We start from the raw sequence: 17,652 nt of genomic DNA on the forward strand, positions 1-17,652 counted from the left end.
GGTTCATCGCAATCACGTTCCCCGGCGTAGGCCGGGGTCCAGTTGGCAGCCGTGGATCTGGACCCCGGCCTGCGCCGGGGAACGATATTTAGATCGACAGTTTCCGTTCTTACCCCTTCACCACCCCGTCGATCGCGACCAGCTTTTCCAGCATCGGGCCGACCCAGTCGAGCGGCAGCATGACCGGGCCGTCGGACGGGGCATTGTCCGGGTCTTCATGCGCTTCGGCGAAGATTGCCGCGACCCCGGCCGCCACCGCGCTGCGCGCCAGCAGCGGCGCGAATTCGCGCTGGCCGCCCGATGCCGAACCCAGGCCGCCGGGCTGCTGCACCGAATGAGTGGCGTCGAACACCACCGGATAGCCTGTTTCTGCCATCGTCGGCAGTGCCCGCATGTCGCTGACCAATGTGTTGTAGCCAAAACTCGCGCCACGCTCGGTCAGCAATATGCGCTCGTTACCGGTGGAGGCGACCTTCTGCGCCACCGCTGCCATGTCCCAGGGGGCAAGGAACTGCCCCTTCTTGACGTTGATGACCGCGCCGGTCTGGCCCGCCGCGATCAGCAGGTCGGTCTGGCGGCACAGAAAGGCGGGGATCTGGAGGATATCGACGGCCTGCGCCGCCGCGACCACCTGCTCGGGGCCATGGATGTCGGTCAGGACCGGGCAGCCCAGCGCCGCCTTCACCTCCGCCAGGATCGCCAGTCCCGCGTCTATGCCGACCCCGCGCCGGCCCGATACCGACGTGCGATTGGCCTTGTCGAAGCTGCTCTTGAAGATGAAGGGCACGCCGGCCTTGCCCGCCGCCTTCGCCAGCGCATCGGCCATGAACAGCGCATGGTCGCGGCTTTCGATCTGGCAGGGGCCGGAGATCAGAACGAAGGGCAGGTCGTTGCCGAAGCTGATCGGGCCGACGGTGACATGCTTGGGCTGGGTGATGCTGTTGCTCATAAGGGCGCTCATTTGGGCGCTTTGGCGAAGCGGCGCAACAGCTGACCGCGCCACAGCCCCTTGCCGGGATGATAGTTCCAGCAGAACCAGCCGAACGCCAGGCAGGCGATCAGCGATGGCAGCGCCATCGGATCGCCATTGCCCTTCATATGGCGGTAAAAGATCATGTCGGCCCGCCACCGGTCGCGCTCGCTGCCGCCGCCGTTGATGCCGTACATATTATCATGTTTCCGACAGCCGACATTGCGGTTGTATTTGCGGTGGTCGATGAAATAGCAGTAGTCGCGTTCGGGCATGTTCATGCCGCGATTAGGGCGATGCTGTTGGAAAAGTTCAAGCGTAAAGTCTTCTACCTCGGCGGTTTCGATCCTCGCGGCGTGCGTTTCTACCACCAGCTCTATCGCGAGCAGGCGGCGCGCCATGCCGCGTTGACCGGCGAACCGCTGGATGTGGGCGGTCGGCAGACGGGCGCGGCCGGGTCGATCGTCTCGGCGCGCTGGACCGTGAGCAACCCGCAGGCCGGCGTAGAAACCGACTATGAATATTGCCGCTGGGAGGATCTGGTGGGGAAGGTGTGGATTCGCAATCCGCTCAGCCTCGCCTTGCGCGGCGCGCGCGCCTATGCCGGCCATCTTCGCCAGATGGATTTCCTGCGTATGCGCCGACTGCGCAAGGGGCCGGTCATCACCATCCTCTACCCGCCGGTGCTGGCGATATTGATCCCGCTGTTGCTGGCGCTGGTGCCTGCGCTGCTCCTGTCGCTGCTGCTGCCATTCTGGGCCGGGGCGATCATCGGCATCGCGATCAGCGCCTTTCTGTCGGGTCGTATCCTCGCCAAGCTGGTCGTGCCCTGGCTGCTGCGGTTCATGACCTATCATGGCGCGCTGGCGGAACAGGGACCGGGCGATGCGCTGGATGAGCGGCTCGACCAGTTTGCCGCGCGGATCGCGCAGGAGCTGGATGGCGATTGGGACGAGGTGCAGTTCGTGACCCACAGCGCCGGCACGATTTTGGGCATGCGCGTGATGCGCCGCCTGATCGCGTTGCGCGGCGGGCCGCTGCCGGACCATTTCGTGATGGTCGGCATGGGGCAGGTGGTCCCCGTCATCGCCCTGCGCCGCGACGCGGCCTGGTATCATGACGATCTGCGCGCGCTGGCCGACAAACGCTTCCGCTATGTCGACATCAGCTCCCCGCCGGACGGTGCCGCTTATTACAACGTCAATCCGTTTCAGCTTGTCGCGGATCAATATGCCGCGCGGGTCGACATGCTATCGCCGCGCTTCCACCTCTTTTATGAGCCGGAAAATTATCATGGCGGCTGGTCCAACAAATATGAGGCGCATTTCGACTATCTGCGCGTGGGCGACCGCCTGTCCCCGCTCGACTTCATCAGCCTGACCGCAGGCCGCAGCCCCGTGGACGACGCCGTCGCCGCCTTCAGGACGATCCCGTGACCGATCTTTTTACGCCGCCTTATCCCCAGCCGCCCAAGACGAAGCGCGGTCTGCTCAAGCGCTTCCTCAGCGGTTGGCACAGCTGGATCCATGTGCTCTTCGACAAAAGCTATACGATGAAGATGGGCGAGATCCGCCTGCCCAGCCGCACCATGTATATCGCCAACGAACTGAGCCTGGTCGACCAGATATTGAAGGGCGGCACCGCCTATCCCAAGCATAGCGAACTGGTCCGCAACCTCGACCCGCTGATCGGCAATTCGGTCTTTTCCGCCAATGGGGCGGATTGGGAAAGCCAGCGAGCGATGGTGAACCCGGCCTTCGCCCATACCGCGCTCGGGCGCTCCATGCCGCTGATGGTCGCGGCGGCGGACGATCTGCTGGCGCGACTGGATGCGGCGGACCGGAACAGGCCGGTCGATATCGACCCGATGATGACCCATGTGGCGGCCGACATCATCTTCCGCACCTTATTCAGCCAGACGCTGGATGAGCAGCGGTCGAACATTATCCACACCGCCTTCGGCAAATTCCAGCGGCTGGCCCACAGCGCGTCGATGCTGCGCCTTTATGGTGTTCCTGCCGGCTGGTTCGAGAAGCGGTCGAAGACGCCTGCGCGGGCCATCCATGACGTATTCCGTCCGATCGTCGAGGCGCGTTACGAAGCTTTTCATGCGCGGGGAGAGGCGCAGCAGCGCGATATTCTCCAGTCGCTGATCGAGGTGAAGCATCCCGAAACCGGTGTGCATTTCACCTGCGATCAGGTGATGGAGCAGGTATCGACGATCTTCCTGGCGGGGCATGAGACGTCTGCCAGCACCATGACCTGGGCGCTCTATATGCTGGCCGAATGCGCCCATATTCAGGACCGCGTTCGTGCCGAAGTGGCGGGCCTGGCGGGTGGCGAGACACTGACCGGCGCGATGCTGAAAGAGATGGGGCAGGTCCGCAATATCTTCAAGGAAACGCTGCGCCTCTATCCGCCCGTCTCCTTCCTGCCGCGCGAAGTCACCTGCCCGATGCCGATGCGCGACAAGCAGCTGGAGGCGGGCGCGATGCTGGTCGTCGCCCCGTGGCTGACGCAGCGGAACAAGGATAATTGGGCCTGCCCCCATAGTTTCGATCCCGACCGGTTCGACGATCCGGCCAATGCCGACATGGCGAAACAGGCCTGGTTCCCCTTCGGCCGGGGGCCGCGCGTGTGCGTCGGCGCGGGCTTTGCGCAGCAGGAGGTGATGACGGTTATCGCCTCGGTCATCCGCCGCTATCGGTTGACGGTGCCGGTGGGGTTCAAGCCCGAGCCGATCAGCCGCCTGACCATTCGCCCGAGGACGGGCATGCCTTTGATGTTCGAGCGGGTTTAGCGCGGGGCGTCATTGGGCGCAGGCAGGGTGACTTGCACTTGCGTTGGAACCGGCGCGGCCATGACCGCCATGCCGCTGATGAGGCCCAGCGCGCCCCAGACCCAGCGCTTCGCGCGCAAATCCATCACGCCGCGCGCCAGGCAATAGAGGCCGACCAAAACGATGATGATGGCGGTCATGCAGGTTCCTTTTCGTCTTCCGGCGCGACATCGACCATCACTGACAGGCTTTGTCCCGCGCCGCCGACGAACAGGCCGTCCATCGGTGCGACGTCGGCATAGTCGCGGCCCATGGCGACGAACAGATGATCGTCGCCGGTAATGACGCCATTGGTCGGATCGAAGCCGATCCAGCCTCGCGTCGGCCCGCACCACAGCATCGCCCAGGCATGCATGGCGTCCGCGCCGACGAGGCGCGGCATGCCCGGCGGCGGCAGGGTGCGCAGATAGCCGCTGACATAGGCGGCGGGCAGGCCGGCAAGGCGCAGCGCCACCACCATGACATGGGCGAAATCCTGACACACGCCATGACGCGCGGCAAAGGCATCGGCGACCGGGGTGGCGGCCGTGGTGGCGCCGGGCTGATAGGCGAACTCCGCCTTGATGCGCAGCGCCAGATCGAGCGCCGCTGCAACGATCGGCCGGTCCGGCGCCAGCGTGTCGCCCACCCACGCGCCGATCGCCGCCAGCAACGGCGCGCGGGGTGAGGCGAAGAGATAATGGGCGGGGGCGGACGGCCCCATGTCGCGATCGCGCAGCGCCGCCTGCGCGACCGTGGCGACGGTCGGGTCGCCGGCATCGGGCACGATCGGCGCGCCATGCTGAACGCCCGCGCGAAAGCTGCTTTCGATCGTCAATTGGCGGATGGGGCTTTCTATCACCAGCCGGGCGACATGGACGGGCCAGGCGGCGGGGCGCGATTCGATGATGGAAGGGGCAGGATCGACGCGCAGCGCATAGTCGGACGTCCACTGCCCCATCCATGGCGCGGGCCGCAGCCGCAGGTTGAAGCGGGCGAGCCGCATCGGGCTAGCATAGCGCAATATGGTGCGGTGGCGGACATGGTAGATCATGACAATATGTCCGCATCCTGCGTCTTGTGCAGTTGCAGGAAGTAGCGCTGGCCGATCGCTTCGGACAGGCGCAGCAGGCGGTTTTCCACATCGGCGATGTCGGCCATCGTCAACGTGTCGCCGGTCAGCGGGGCAAGCCGGGCGGCCAGTGCATCGGCCAGCCGCCGGGGTTCTTCCGGCATACCGTCGGCGCGCAGGGTGGGGAGCGCGGCGACATGGTCGGCCAGCCGCAATGCCTGCCAGGCGATGGCTCGCGGATTATGCGGCTCCAGCGCGACCAGATCGCGCACCGGCGGCAGGGCCGGGCCGGTCAGATAACGGGTGCGATAGCTGATCTGGCTGTCCATCAGGTCGAGCAACAGCATCAGGTCGTCGGCCGAGGCATTATCCCCACCGAACAGGGCGATGAGGCGACAGCCATTGACCGCCCGCTCCATGCGGCGGCCCATATCGTGAAAGCGCCAGCCCTCCGTCCGGCCCATATTTTCCGCTGCGAGTCCCGACAGCGCCGACATCCGCTCGATCATGCGGGAGGAGGCGTCGAGCAGGGTTTCGGTGACGGCGGGGTCGAAGCCGGGCAGGGGCAGGCGAACGAGGCGCCAGACGTCGCTGGACAGGCGATCGCGCAGACCTTCGCCGATATTGGCGACCGTCGCCATCAGTGCGCGGACGCTGCCCGACTGGCGCGCATCGCCCAGCGCCGTGGCACAAAGCGAGCCGACCGCGCCACCCCGGCCGGGCACGGCGCCCCACAGCGCCAGCTGATCGACCAGCCGCGCCATGGTGGGGGATGCAAGCGAAGGGCCAAGATCGGCCTCGATCGAGCCGCCGACGATGGCGCGGATCAGGCGCAACGTCATTTCCGTCCGCTCGATATAGCGGCCCAGCCAATAGAGATTGTCCGCCGCCTTGGCCGGCAGCATGCCGCCGATCCGGCGGATGGCGGGTGCGCCGCCCAGCAGGCTGTCGGGGGGGACCGGGCTGCTGTCGACCACGCACAGGTCGGCGGACATGTCGCCTTGGCCCATCAGCGCGGCGCGAATGTCGCCATGGCCCGCCAGCCGGGCGAAACCGCCGGGCATCACCCGCCAGCGGCCGGTGGCATCGCGCGCCACGAAGATGCGCAGGGTGAAGGGCAGGGGGATCAGTTGCCCGTCGATGACCGCGGGCGTGGTGGAGAGTTTCACCACTTCCTGCCCGACATAATCCATCGGTCGGCGGGCCATGGCGTCGAACAGAGCGGCGCGCTGATCCCGGTCGAGCGTGGCGCCGGGCGTGAAAGGGGCGTCCGCCAGGAAAGCGGAGCCGACTACCAGATCGCCGATCCGTGCCCGGACATGATCGCACTCGCGCGGCTGGCCGCACCACCAGGTCGCGATGTTGGGCAGGATCAGGTCGGTGCCCAGCATCGCCTGCGCCAGCTGCGGCAGGAAGGCGGCGAAGGCGCGCGATTCGATCACGCCCGCCCCCGGCCAATTGCTGACCATCAGGCCGCCACGCGCGCAGGCATCGTACAGGTCGGGCACGCCGATGCGCGATTGGCCGTCGAACGCCAGCGGATCGAGGAAGCGGCTGTCCATCCAGCGCCACAGGCCGTCGATGCGCTTCAACCCCTGAATGGTGCGTACGAACAGGCGGCCATCCGACACGATCAGGTCGTCGCCTTCTACCAGCAACAGGCCGAGATAGCGGGCAAGATGGGCCTGCTCGGCATAGCTCTGGTTGAAGCGGCCCGGCGTCAGCAGGCCGATACGTGGATCGGTGCGCTCGCAATCGGCGGCCAGGCCCCGGCGCAATTCGTCAAAGAAGGGCGCAAGCCGACGGGTATTCATCGTGCCCAGCAAGTCGCCGGTCGCGCGCGACAGAGCGAGCCGGTTTTCCAGCGCATAGCCCACGCCCACGGGCGTGCGCACCCGATCGGCCAGCACACGCCATTCGCCGGTCGGACCCCGGCCGATATCGGCGGCGTAGAAATGGAGATGATGGCCGCGCGGTGGCGGCGTGCCGGTCATCACCCGCCAATAATGGGGGCTGCCGGTGACGATGCTGGCGGGCAGCTTGCCGTCGCGCACCAGCGATTGGGTGGAGTAGATGTCGCTGACGACCCGCTCCAGCAGGTCGGCGCGCTGAATCAGCCCGCGTTCGATATGCGCCCATTCCGCCGCATCGACCAGCAGCGGCACCGGGCCGAGCGGCCAGGACCGCTCTTCCTCGTCCCCGGTGTGGCGGAAGGCCATGCCAAGGTCGATCGCCTGCCGTGCGACATGATCGGCCAAAATGGCGGGATCGGCCTGCGCCTGGGTGGACAGCTGGTCCAGCATGGCGCGCCAGCGCATGGCCATGGTTGGCGATGCGCCCGCAAACAGGTCGCCCACCGGGGCCTGCGCCAGATAGGCGTCCGCCCAGCCTAGTTGAACATCGATGCCCACAGGATCGCCCTTGTCCTTGCCACGCCGCTATGCGGCGCGGACCCCTTCCCTCGCGCGACGGCAGAGGGGAGGGGGCCGCATGCACCGATAAGGGTGAAGGGGAAAGGGCGAAATCATCCTACAGCCCGTGATGCCGGAAACGCAGGTCGAGCGTCATCGGGAATTCGGCGGCCGGCTCGGCAGCGGGCATGTCGACCTGACCCGGCGTGTGGCCATAATCCTGGAAGCGCGCCTTGCGACGCGCTTCGGCCTCATAGCCGTTGACCGGCAACGTGTCGTAGTTGCGTCCGCCCGGATGCGCGACATGATAGACGCAGCCGCCCAGCGACCGGCCACTCCAGCTGTCCAGCACGTCGAAGGTGAGCGGCGCATTGGTCGGCAGATTGGGATGCAGGCAGTTGGCCGGCGCCCATGCCTTGTAGCGCACGCCGCCCACGCCCTCGCCCGGCACCGACGTCGCCGTCATCGGCACCTGCCGACCGTTGCAGGCGATGATGTGCCGCCCGGCGACGAGGCCGGTGGCGCGGACCTGCAACCGTTCGGTCGATGAGTCGACATAGCGTACCGTGCCGCCGATCGCCCCGGTTTCGCCCATCACGTTCCAGGGTTCAAGCGCATGGGTGATTTCGAGGCCCACGCCGCCCGCATCGACCGCGCCATGGATCGGGAAACGGAACTGGCGTTGCGCTTCGAACCAGTTGGGGTCGAAATCATAGCCAGCGCCTCGAAGATCGCCCAGCACCTCCAGGAAATCGGCCCAGACGAAATGTGGCAGCATGAAACGATCATGCAGCGTCGTGCCCCAGCGCACCAGACTACCCTGTTGCGGCTGACGCCAGAACCAAGCCGCCAGCGCGCGAATCAGCAATTGCTGGGCCAGGCTCATCCGCGCTTCGGGCGGCATTTCGAAACCGCGAAATTCCAGCAGGCCCAGGCGCCCGGTCGGGCCGTCGGGCGAGAACATCTTGTCGATGCAGATTTCGGTGCGGTGGGTGTTGCCGGTCACATCGACCAGCAGATTGCGGAACAGGCGATCGACCAGCCATGGGGGCGGCGCATCGCCGTTCCCCGCAAAGGGATTGGGCACCTGCGCCAGCGCGATTTCCAGCTCGTACAAGCCGTCATGCCGGGCCTCGTCGATGCGCGGGGCCTGACTCGTCGGGCCGATGCAGAGGCCCGAGAAGAGGTAGGATAGCGACGGGTGGCGCTGCCAGTAGAGGACGAAGCTTTTCAGCAGATCCGGCCGGCGGATGAACGGGGAATCGTTCAGCGTCGCCCCGCCCAGCACGATATGATTGCCACCGCCGGTGCCGACCGATCGGCCGTCGACCATGAATTTATCGGCAGTCAGCTGGCATTCGCGGGCGAGCGCATAGAGGCGTTCGGTGATCGCCACCGTCTCGTCCCAGCTGGCGGCAGGCTGGACATTCACTTCGATCACGCCGGGATCGGGCGTGGCCTTCAGCACGTCGATGCGCGGGTCCGGCGGCGGGGCATAGCCCTCGATACGCACGGGGATGCGCAGCGCTTCGGCGGCGGATTCCACCTCTGCGATCAGTTCCAGATAATCTTCCAGCGCCTGCACCGGCGGCAGGAAGACCGACAGATAATGGCCGCGCGGTTCGACGGTGACAGCGGTGCGGACCGCGCCTTCGATAAAGACCTGCTCGACGCGATCCTGCGCGGCGACGCCGCCATCCGGCCCGGCAACGCGCTGCGATTGCTGGGCGCGGACTTCCTCCACGCTGGCTTGGCTGACCACCTGTGCCCGGAAATCGGCAAGCGGCTCGCGCGGTTCGCTGGTGTCGCGGGGATGGATGTAGGGGAAGTCGGACGGCGGCACATAGGGCAGCGACCCGAGCGGCAGGCGATAACCGAGCGCCGAATCGCCGGGCACCGCGAACAGCTTGCCGCGCCGCAACTGCCAGATTTCGCTCTGCCAGCGGGGCGTCGTGGCCTGTGTCTGCCAGCGCTGCACCGGCAGGACATAGCCGACCGGCTGGTCGAGGCCGCGTTCGAACGTCTTGACCATGCGCGCGCGCGCTTCGGGATCGCTGATCTTGGGGTCTTCGGGGCTGGCATTGAGCGGCAGGTCGGCTTCCTTCACCGCCCACACCGCCGGATCTTCATAGACGGGATGGGTATAGTCCGCCGAAAAACCCATATTGCCGGCCATATGCGCCAGAAAAGCCTGCGCATCCGCCGCCGTCACCGTCGCCGCGCCTTCGGGCGCATCGTCCGGCGCGATCAGGCTTTCGTCGCGCCACAGCGGTACGCCATCCTTGCGCCAATAGACCGCATAGGCCCAGCGCGGCAGGCTTTCGCCCGGATACCATTTGCCCTGCCCATGATGCAGCAGGCCGCCGGGTGCGAATTCCGCCCGCAGCTTGCGGATCAGCCGGTCGGCATAGGCGGCCTTGGTCGGGCCGACCGCGTCACCATTCCATTCGCCTGCATCGCCGCCATCCTCGGCCACGAAAGTCGGTTCGCCGCCGGTGGTCAGGCGCACATCCTGCGCGGCAAGATCTGCGTCCACCTGCGCGCCGAGCGCCATCACGGCGTCCCACCGTGTGTCGGTGAAGGGCTTGGTGATCCGCACCGCCTCGGCGATGCGGCTGACGCTCATTTCGAAATTGAAATCGACTTCGGCCGGTTCGGCCATGCCGCTGATGGGGGCTGCGGAGCGATAATGGGGCGTGGCGCAGAGCGGAATATGCCCTTCGCCCGCGAACATGCCGCTGGTCGCGTCCAGCGCCACCCATCCGGCGCCGGGCACATAGGCCTCCGCCCAGGCGTGAAGATCGACCACGTCCTGCGTAACGCCCTTCGGCCCCTCGATCGGTTCGACATCGGCGACCAGCTGGATCGAATAGCCCGACACGAAGCGTGCGGCAAAGCCGAGGCGGCGCAGCAATTGCACCAGCAGCCAGGCCGAATCGCGGCAGGAGCCGGTGCCGACGTCCAGCGTCTCTTCCGGCGTCTGGACCCCGGCCTCCATGCGGATGACATAGCCGACCTGTTGTTGCAGGCGGCGATTGACCTCGACCAGGAAATCGACCGTCCGGCTTTGATAGCCGTCATATTGGGCGACCATCGTTTCGAACTTCGGTCCCTGCGGTTCGATATCGAAATAGGCGGCCAGGTCGGTCTTCAGCTGATCGTCATAGGCGAACGGATAAGTCTCCGCATAGGGCTCCACGAAGAAGTCGAACGGATTGATGATGTCGAGGTCGGCAAGCAGGTCGACCTCGATCGAGAAATGATCGACCGGATCGGGGAAGACGATCCGCGCCAGCCAGTTGCCGTGTGGATCCTGCTGCCAATTGAGGAAGTGGTTCGCCGGTTCGATCTTCAGCGCATAGTTCGGCACCTTCGTCCGACTATGTGGCGCGGGGCGCAATCGAACCACCTGCGGTCCCAGCCGGATCGGGCGGTTGTAACGATAGGCGGTGAGGTGGTGCAGGGCGGCCTTGAGCATGGCGCGATCAAACGCCAGCCCTTGTTGCAATGCAACAGCCAATCGTTCCGAGGGGGGAGTTATCTGCCGGGCCATAGGCCCGGCGGGGTGATGGTGCGGTCAAGAAGACTCGAACTTCCACGGCCTTTCGGCCACAACGACCTCAACGTTGCGCGTCTACCAATTCCGCCATGACCGCACATCAAATAGGAAACCGGCGGGGCCGGTGACTTGGTAGGAGGCGGCCCTTAGCAAAGGCTTTTGGGTCATGCAACAAGTGATCTGCATCTGCGTTGTGATTGATTGGAGAAGGTGAGGCCGGCCCGGCGCAGCGGCGTCGCCGGCATGGGAGAAGACACATGCTCTCGGCACATTTCTGGATGGGCACCGGCGTGACGCTGGGCGCGGCGGCGGTCATGGGCCTTGGCCTCGGCAGCTTTGTCACCAGCCCGCAGGCGCCCGCGCGGTCCGCGAGCGAGACGATCGACACGGCGGTCGATGATCAGACCATGGAAGAAGCGCGCTTCACAGCCGATGAGGGGCCTGGCGCCATCCACTGCACCGGTTGCGGCCCGACGCTTGCCGATCGGCGCTGGAAGGCGGATATGGCAGGGTTGGATGCGGATGCGCCGATCGACACCGGCTATGACCCCCTGCCGGAAGAGGGTGCAACGGATGTCGTCGTCGACCCGCCAGTACGGATCCATCCGTTGCCACCGCAGGTCGCACGATTCGCGTCTGGCGATGGCTCGCCGCAGCCTGCGGCGATGACGCGAGAAAGGCAGGGCGCCGCTGCGCCGCCGCAGATAATATTACCCACGGCGGCGGAGAGCATCCTGCCCCAATGATGGTGCGGCTTTGATTATTCGGCCGCGACCGTTTCTGCCGGTGCGTCGCTCAGCGGATGGGAGAGCCGGCCCAGCATTTCCTTAGGGCAGACCTGCCAGATGTACCGGCGCCAGCGATCCCAATCGTCCAGGATGGTGTTGGACCATTTGCTGTCGGTAGCCACCGCATGTTCGGCGATCAGCGCTTTCACCTGCGTTTCCCAATAGGCGCTGTCCAGCCGCTGCCAGACGATGCCTTCCGGGTTGGCCTGCGTCGGGAAGCTGCCATCCTCGTCCAGGATGAAGGCCATGCCGCCGGTCATGCCCGCGCCGAAATTGGCGCCGGTCTTGCCCAGAATGACCGCCGTGCCGCCGGTCATATATTCGCAGCCGTTCGCGCCGCAGCCTTCGACCACGACCTGCGCGCCCGAGTTGCGGACCGCGAAGCGCTCGCCGGCCTGACCTGCCGCGAACAGCTTGCCGCTGGTCGCGCCGTAGAGGACGGTGTTGCCGAGGATGGTGTTATCCTTGGACGAGAGCGGGCTGGAGACGGTCGTGCGCACCTTGATGATGCCGCCCGAAAGCCCCTTGCCGACATAGTCGTTGGCGTCGCCGAACACTTCAAGGGTGATGCCCTTGCAGAGGAAAGCGCCGAGCGATTGACCAGCGGACCCGCGCAGGCGCACGGTCAGGTGGCCATCGGCCAGCGTGGACATGCCGAACCGGTCGGTCACGGCGGAGGAGAGGCGGGTGCCGACCGCACGATGCGTGTTGCGCACCGTATAGGTCAGTTGCATCTTCTCGCCGCGCTCGAACACCGCCTTGGCATCGCGCATCATCTGCGCGTCCAGGCTGTCGGGTACTTCGTTGCGCCACGCGGTCAGGCTGAAGCGGCGCTGATCGTCGGGCGCATCCACCTTGGCCAGGATCGGGTTCAGGTCGAGATCGTCCAGATGTTCGGCGCCGCGATTGACCTGCTTGAGCAGTTCGGTCCGCCCGATCACCTCGTCCAGGCTGCGGAAGCCAAGGCGGGCGAGGACTTCGCGCACTTCCTCGGCGATAAAGGTCATCAGGTTGATGACCTTCTCCGGCGTGCCGGTGAACTTCTGGCGTAGCTTTTCATCCTGAACGCACACGCCGACGGGGCAGGTGTTGCTGTGGCACTGACGCACCATGATGCAGCCCATGGCGACCAGCGACAATGTGCCGATGCCATATTCCTCGGCGCCCAGGATCGCGGCGATCACGATGTCGCGTCCGGTCTTGAGGCCGCCGTCGGTGCGCAGCTTCACGCGATGGCGCAGACCGTTCAGGGTCAGCACCTGATTGGCTTCGGACAGGCCCATTTCCCATGGCGTGCCGGCATATTTGATCGACGTCTGGGGCGATGCGCCCGTGCCGCCGACATGGCCCGCAATCAGGATGACGTCTGCGTGGGCTTTTGCCACGCCCGCCGCGACCGTGCCGATGCCGGCCTGGCTGACCAGCTTCACGCACACGCGGGCGCGCGGGTTGATCATCTTGCAGTCGTAGATGAGCTGCGCCAGATCCTCGATCGAATAGATATCGTGGTGCGGCGGCGGCGAGATGAGCGTCACGCCTGGCGTCGAATGGCGCAGCTTGGCGATGAATTCGGTCACCTTGAAGCCGGGCAGCTGCCCACCTTCGCCGGGCTTGGCGCCCTGCGCGACCTTGATCTCGATTTCCTCGGCCGATGCCAGATATTCGGCATGGACGCCGAAGCGGCCCGACGCGATCTGCTTGATCACCGAATTGGCGTTGTCGCCATTTTCATAGGGCTTGAAGCGGTTCGCATCCTCGCCGCCTTCGCCCGACACGGCCTTGGCACCGATGCGGTTCATGGCGATCGCCAGCGTCTCATGCGCTTCGGGGCTGAGCGCGCCCAGCGACATGCCCGGCGTCACGAAGCGCTTGCGGATCTCGGTGGTCGCTTCGACCTCATCGATCGGCACCGCTTCGCGGGCGAAGTTGAACTCCATCAGGTCACGCAGATAGACTGGCGGCAAATCGCGCACGCCGCGCGAAAATTGCAGATAGGTGGAATAGCTGTCGGTCGCCACGGCGGTTTGCAACAGGTGCATCAGCTGCGCGGAATAGGCATGGCTCTCACCACCCTGACGCTGGCGATAGAAGCCGCCGATCGGCAGGCGCACGGCCGTCGCGTCGAACGCCTGCTCATGGCGCAGCATCGCGCTGTAATGGAGCGAGGCATAGCCTTCGCCCGAAATCTTCGCCGGCATGCCGGGGAAGAGATCGTTGACCAGCGCGCGCGACAGGCCGACCGCTTCGAAATTATAGCCACCACGATAGGAGCTGATGACCGCGATGCCCATTTTGGACATGATCTTCAGCAGGCCTTCGTTGATCGCCGTGCGATAACGCTCGATGCAGGCGTCCAGCGACAGGTCGCCGAACAGGCCACGGCCATGGCGGTCCGCGATGCTGGCTTCGGCCAGATAGGCGTTCACCGTCGTCGCGCCGACGCCGATCAGCACCGCGAAATAATGGGTGTCTAGCGCTTCGGACGAGCGCACGTTGATCGACGCGTAGCTGCGCAGCCCCTTGCGGACCAGATGCGTATGCACCGCCGCTGCTGCCAATACGCCGGCAATGGCCGCACGATCGGCGCTGACGGCTTCGTCGGTCAGGAAGATTTCGGTGCGACCTTCACGCACGGCCTGCTCTGCTTCCTCACGGATGCGGGCGATGGCGGCGCGCAGTTGCTCCTGCCCGCCCGAGGAAGGGAAGGTGCAGTCGATTTCCGCCACGGCAGGGCCGAAATAGGCCCTGAGCCGCGACCATTCGCCGCTCGTCACCACCGGCGATTCCAGCACCAGAACATGGCTGTTCTGCGCGCCTTCCTCCAGAATATTGTGGAGGTTGGAGAAGCGCGTCTTGAGGCTCATGACGTGCCGTTCGCGCAGCGGATCGATCGGCGGGTTGGTGACCTGGCTGAAATTCTGACGGAAGAAATGGCTGATCGTGCGCGGCTTGTCGGAAATGACGGCGAGCGGCGTGTCGTCGCCCATCGACCCGATCGCTTCCTTCGCATCCTCGACCATGGGGGACAGGATCAGCTCCATATCCTCCAGCGTCAGGTTGGCGGCCACCTGACGGCGGGTCAGTTCCGCCTTGTCCCAGGTCGGCAATGCGCTGGGCGCATCGGCCAGATCGTCGACGGTCAGGAAGTCCTTGATCAGGTCGCCATAGGGGCGTTCGCCGGCGATCTGGTCCTTGATCGCCCGGTCGTCATAGATTTCGCCTTCCTGAAGATCGACGGCGATCATCTGGCCGGGGCCCATGCGGCCCTTCTTGACGATGGTGGTTTCCGGCACGACGACCATGCCGGTTTCGGACCCGACGATCAGCAGATTGTCGCCGGTCAGCGTGTAGCGCAGCGGGCGCAGCGCGTTGCGGTCCACGCCGGCCACGACCCAGCGGCCATCGGTCATCGCCAGAGCGGCGGGGCCGTCCCACGGCTCCATCACGGAGGCGAGATATTCGTACATGTCCGCATGCGGCTTGGGCAGATCGGCGCTGTCGGCCTGCCATGCTTCGGGCACCAGCATCAGCTTGGCGGTCGGCGCGTCGCGGCCCGAGCGGCAGATCGCTTCGAACACGGCGTCGAGCGCGGCGGTATCCGACGCGCCGGCCGGGATCACCGGCTTGATATCCTCCGACTGCTCGCCAAAGGCGAGGGAGGCCATCTTGATCTCGTGGCTCTTCATCCAATTCTTGTTGCCGCGGATCGTGTTGATCTCGCCATTATGCGCCAAGGTGCGGAAGGGCTGGGCCAGCCACCATTGCGGGAAGGTGTTGGTCGAATAGCGCTGGTGGAAGATGGCCACGCGGCTTTCGAACCGCTCATCCTGCAGGTCGGGGAAGAAGACCGACAGCGATTCCGCCAGGAACAGCCCCTTGTAGATGATCGAGCGGCAGGACAGCGAGCAGATGTAGAAATCCTGGATCTGCGCGGCGATGACCTTCTTCTCGATCCGGCGACGGATGAGGTAGAGATCCTTTTCGAACTCGGCCTGATCGCGTTCTTCCGGCATCGGGCCGGCGATCATGATCTGCTCGATTTCGGGACGGGTCGCCTGCGCCTTCTGGCCGATGACGGACACGTCGACCGGCACCTGGCGCCAGCCATAGATGGTGTAGCCCGCCTCGATGATTTCGCTTTCGACGATGGTGCGGCAGGCTTCCTGCGCGCCAAGATCGGTGCGCGGCAGGAAGATCATGCCGACGGCAAGGCGGTTGGGCAGCGGCTTGTGACCCGAATCGGCGATGGCGTCATCGAAGAAGCGCACGGGCAGGTCGACATGGATGCCGGCGCCATCGCCGGTCTTGCCATCGGCGTCCACGGCACCACGGTGCCACACGGCCTTGAGCGCGTCGATCGCGCTGGCAACCACGCGGCGGCTCGGCCGGCCATCGGTCGCGGCGACCAGGCCCACGCCACAGGCGTCGCCTTCCAGATCGGGGTGATACATGCCCTGGGCAGCGATGCGTGCGCGCTCTTCCGGGCTGGCCATGAAATTGGTGTCGGTCATGATCGGGCCTTCCTTCCGATGATGATGAGATGAGGCAGGGGTGAGGCGGGGCGGCAGTTTATGCCGCGACCCGCTCGCCCGCCGCTGCCTTGGCCTTCGCCTTCAAATAGCGGTGCATATGGTCGGTCACGTCGCGGCCATCGCGGATCGCCCAGACGACCAGAGACGCGCCGCGCACGATGTCGCCGGCCGCAAACACGCCGTCCACGCTGGTCATCATCGTCTTGTGATCGACGCGCAGCGTGCCCCAGCGGGTGACGGACAGATCGTCCGCACCGAACAGCTTGGGCAGCTCTTCGGGATCATAGCCCAGCGCCTTGATGACGAGGTCCGCTTCCAGCGTATGCTCGCTGCCCGGATCGGCTTCCGGTGCGCGGCGACCCGAAGCGTCGGGCTGACCCAGACGCATCTTGGTGACCTTGACGCCGGTGACATGCTCCGTGCCTTCAAAGGCGATCGGCGCGGTCAGCCAGACGAATTCGACGCCTTCTTCCTCGGCATTGGCGACTTCGCGCTGCGATCCGGGCATATTGTCGCGGTCGCGGCGATAGAGGCACTTCACCGACTTGGCGCCCTGGCGAATGGCGGTGCGGACGCAGTCCATCGCCGTGTCGCCGCCGCCGATGACGACGACATTCTTGCCCGTCGCCAACAGCGTGCCATCTTCATGTTCGGGCACGGCGTCGCCGAACCCGGCCTTGTTGGAAGCGGTGAGATAATCGAGCGCCTTGACCACGCCCGCCGCACCCACGCCAGGCGCCTTGATGTCGCGCGGCTTGTAGACGCCCGTCGCGATCAGGATCGCGTCATGCTTTTGGCGCAACTGTTCCAGCGTGGCGTCGCGGCCGATCTCAAAGCTGTCGTGGAAGACGATGCCACCGTCCTTGAGGCGCTGGATGCGGCGCATGACCACGTCCTTCTCCAGCTTGAAGCCGGGGATGCCATAGGTCAGCAGACCGCCGGCGCGGTCGTGCCGGTCGTAGACATGCACATCATAGCCGGCCACGCGCAGATATTCGGCGGTGGTCAGGCCGGCCGGACCCGCGCCGATGACGCCGATCGACTGGCCGCGCGGCTGACCGGGGACGAGTGCTTCGACCCAGCCTTCCTTCCAGGCGGTGTCGGTGATGTATTTTTCGACGCTGCCGATGGTCACGGCGCCATGGCCGGAAAATTCGATGACGCAATTGCCTTCGCACAGGCGATCCTGCGGGCAGATGCGACCACAGATTTCCGGCATGGTGCTGGTCAGGTTCGACAGCTCATAGGCTTCGCGAAGACGCCCCTCGGCGGTCAGGCGCAGCCAGTCCGGGATATGATTGTGCAGCGGGCAATGGGTCGAACAATAAGGCACGCCACATTGCGAGCAGCGCGAGGCCTGCTCTTCAGCCTTGTCCAGAATGAACGACTTGCTGATTTCCAGAAAATCGTCGGCGCGATCATCGGCCGCGCGTTTTTCCGGGTAGGATTGCACCTTACCCACGAATTTCAGCATCGGATTGTCGGCCATACCCTAGTCCCTA

General features: G+C 65.5%; 11 protein-coding genes and 1 tRNA gene. 3 read left to right on the top strand and 9 right to left on the bottom strand.

The features are described from left to right. Positions 1–109: 109 nt before the first annotated feature. Together kdsA and F4U95_RS12480 are read right to left on the bottom strand one after the other, a co-directional pair. Positions 110–949: a 3-deoxy-8-phosphooctulonate synthase gene (gene kdsA, locus F4U95_RS12475; protein ID WP_172598787.1), complete on the bottom strand. Its 840-nt coding sequence runs from the start codon at positions 947–949 to the stop codon at positions 110–112. Positions 950–957: 8 nt separating this feature from the next. Next, the gene (locus F4U95_RS12480) at positions 958–1,371 is read right to left on the bottom strand and encodes a hypothetical protein (RefSeq protein WP_246171588.1); all 414 of its coding nucleotides are present in this window, start codon (positions 1,369–1,371) and stop codon (positions 958–960) included. Between F4U95_RS12480 and F4U95_RS12485 the strand changes: the two genes are divergently transcribed. Both F4U95_RS12485 and F4U95_RS12490 read left to right on the top strand, forming a co-directional pair. Next, on the top strand, positions 1,273–2,406 hold the full coding sequence (locus F4U95_RS12485) for a hypothetical protein (protein WP_150425905.1): 1,134 nt from the start codon (positions 1,273–1,275) through the stop codon (positions 2,404–2,406). The genes F4U95_RS12480 and F4U95_RS12485 overlap by 99 nt on opposite strands. Then, the gene (locus tag F4U95_RS12490; protein ID WP_150425906.1) at positions 2,403–3,770 is read left to right on the top strand and encodes a cytochrome P450; all 1,368 of its coding nucleotides are present in this window, start codon (positions 2,403–2,405) and stop codon (positions 3,768–3,770) included. Before F4U95_RS12485 ends, F4U95_RS12490 begins: the two co-directional genes overlap by 4 nt. On the opposite strand, the gene F4U95_RS12495 is transcribed toward F4U95_RS12490, so the two are convergent. The 5 genes from F4U95_RS12495 to F4U95_RS12515 all read right to left on the bottom strand — a co-directional run bounded on the left by F4U95_RS12495 (position 3,767) and on the right by F4U95_RS12515 (position 10,927). After that, on the bottom strand, positions 3,767–3,949 hold the full coding sequence (locus F4U95_RS12495) for a hypothetical protein (protein WP_120251041.1): 183 nt from the start codon (positions 3,947–3,949) through the stop codon (positions 3,767–3,769). The genes F4U95_RS12490 and F4U95_RS12495 overlap by 4 nt on opposite strands. Continuing rightward, positions 3,946–4,842 carry a transglutaminase family protein gene (locus F4U95_RS12500; RefSeq protein WP_120251040.1) on the bottom strand — a complete coding sequence of 299 codons (897 nt, stop codon included), beginning with the start codon at positions 4,840–4,842 and terminating at the stop codon, positions 3,946–3,948. The genes F4U95_RS12495 and F4U95_RS12500 overlap by 4 nt, the downstream gene beginning before the upstream one ends. Continuing rightward, positions 4,839–7,184 (bottom strand): circularly permuted type 2 ATP-grasp protein, encoded by a 2,346-nt coding sequence (locus tag F4U95_RS12505; RefSeq protein ID WP_425505058.1) that lies wholly within the window; start codon positions 7,182–7,184, stop codon positions 4,839–4,841. The genes F4U95_RS12500 and F4U95_RS12505 overlap by 4 nt, the downstream gene beginning before the upstream one ends. A 205-nt stretch (positions 7,185–7,389) precedes the next feature. After that, on the bottom strand, positions 7,390–10,749 hold the full coding sequence (locus F4U95_RS12510; protein ID WP_150425908.1) for a transglutaminase family protein: 3,360 nt from the start codon (positions 10,747–10,749) through the stop codon (positions 7,390–7,392). A 91-nt stretch (positions 10,750–10,840) separates the two neighbouring features. Further along, positions 10,841–10,927 (bottom strand) — tRNA-Leu (locus F4U95_RS12515). A 160-nt stretch (positions 10,928–11,087) separates the two neighbouring features. Here F4U95_RS12515 and F4U95_RS12520 point away from each other — a divergent pair. Continuing rightward, entirely contained in the window at positions 11,088–11,576 is a 489-nt protein-coding gene (locus tag F4U95_RS12520; protein ID WP_150425909.1) for a hypothetical protein, read from the top strand. Positions 11,577–11,590: 14 nt separating this feature from the next. Here the strand turns inward: F4U95_RS12520 and gltB are convergent, their stop codons facing one another. Beyond that, positions 11,591–16,129, bottom strand: coding sequence for a glutamate synthase large subunit (gene gltB / locus F4U95_RS12525; RefSeq protein WP_150425910.1), 4,539 nt, complete (start codon positions 16,127–16,129; stop codon positions 11,591–11,593). Positions 16,130–16,187: 58 nt separating this feature from the next. Beyond that, positions 16,188–17,639, bottom strand: coding sequence for an NAD(P)-dependent oxidoreductase (locus F4U95_RS12530; protein ID WP_150425911.1), 1,452 nt, complete (start codon positions 17,637–17,639; stop codon positions 16,188–16,190). Positions 17,640–17,652: the final 13 nt, after the last annotated feature.

This window comes from Sphingobium limneticum (assembly GCF_008710165.1).
Taxonomy (GTDB): Bacteria; Pseudomonadota; Alphaproteobacteria; order Sphingomonadales; family Sphingomonadaceae; genus Sphingobium; species Sphingobium limneticum.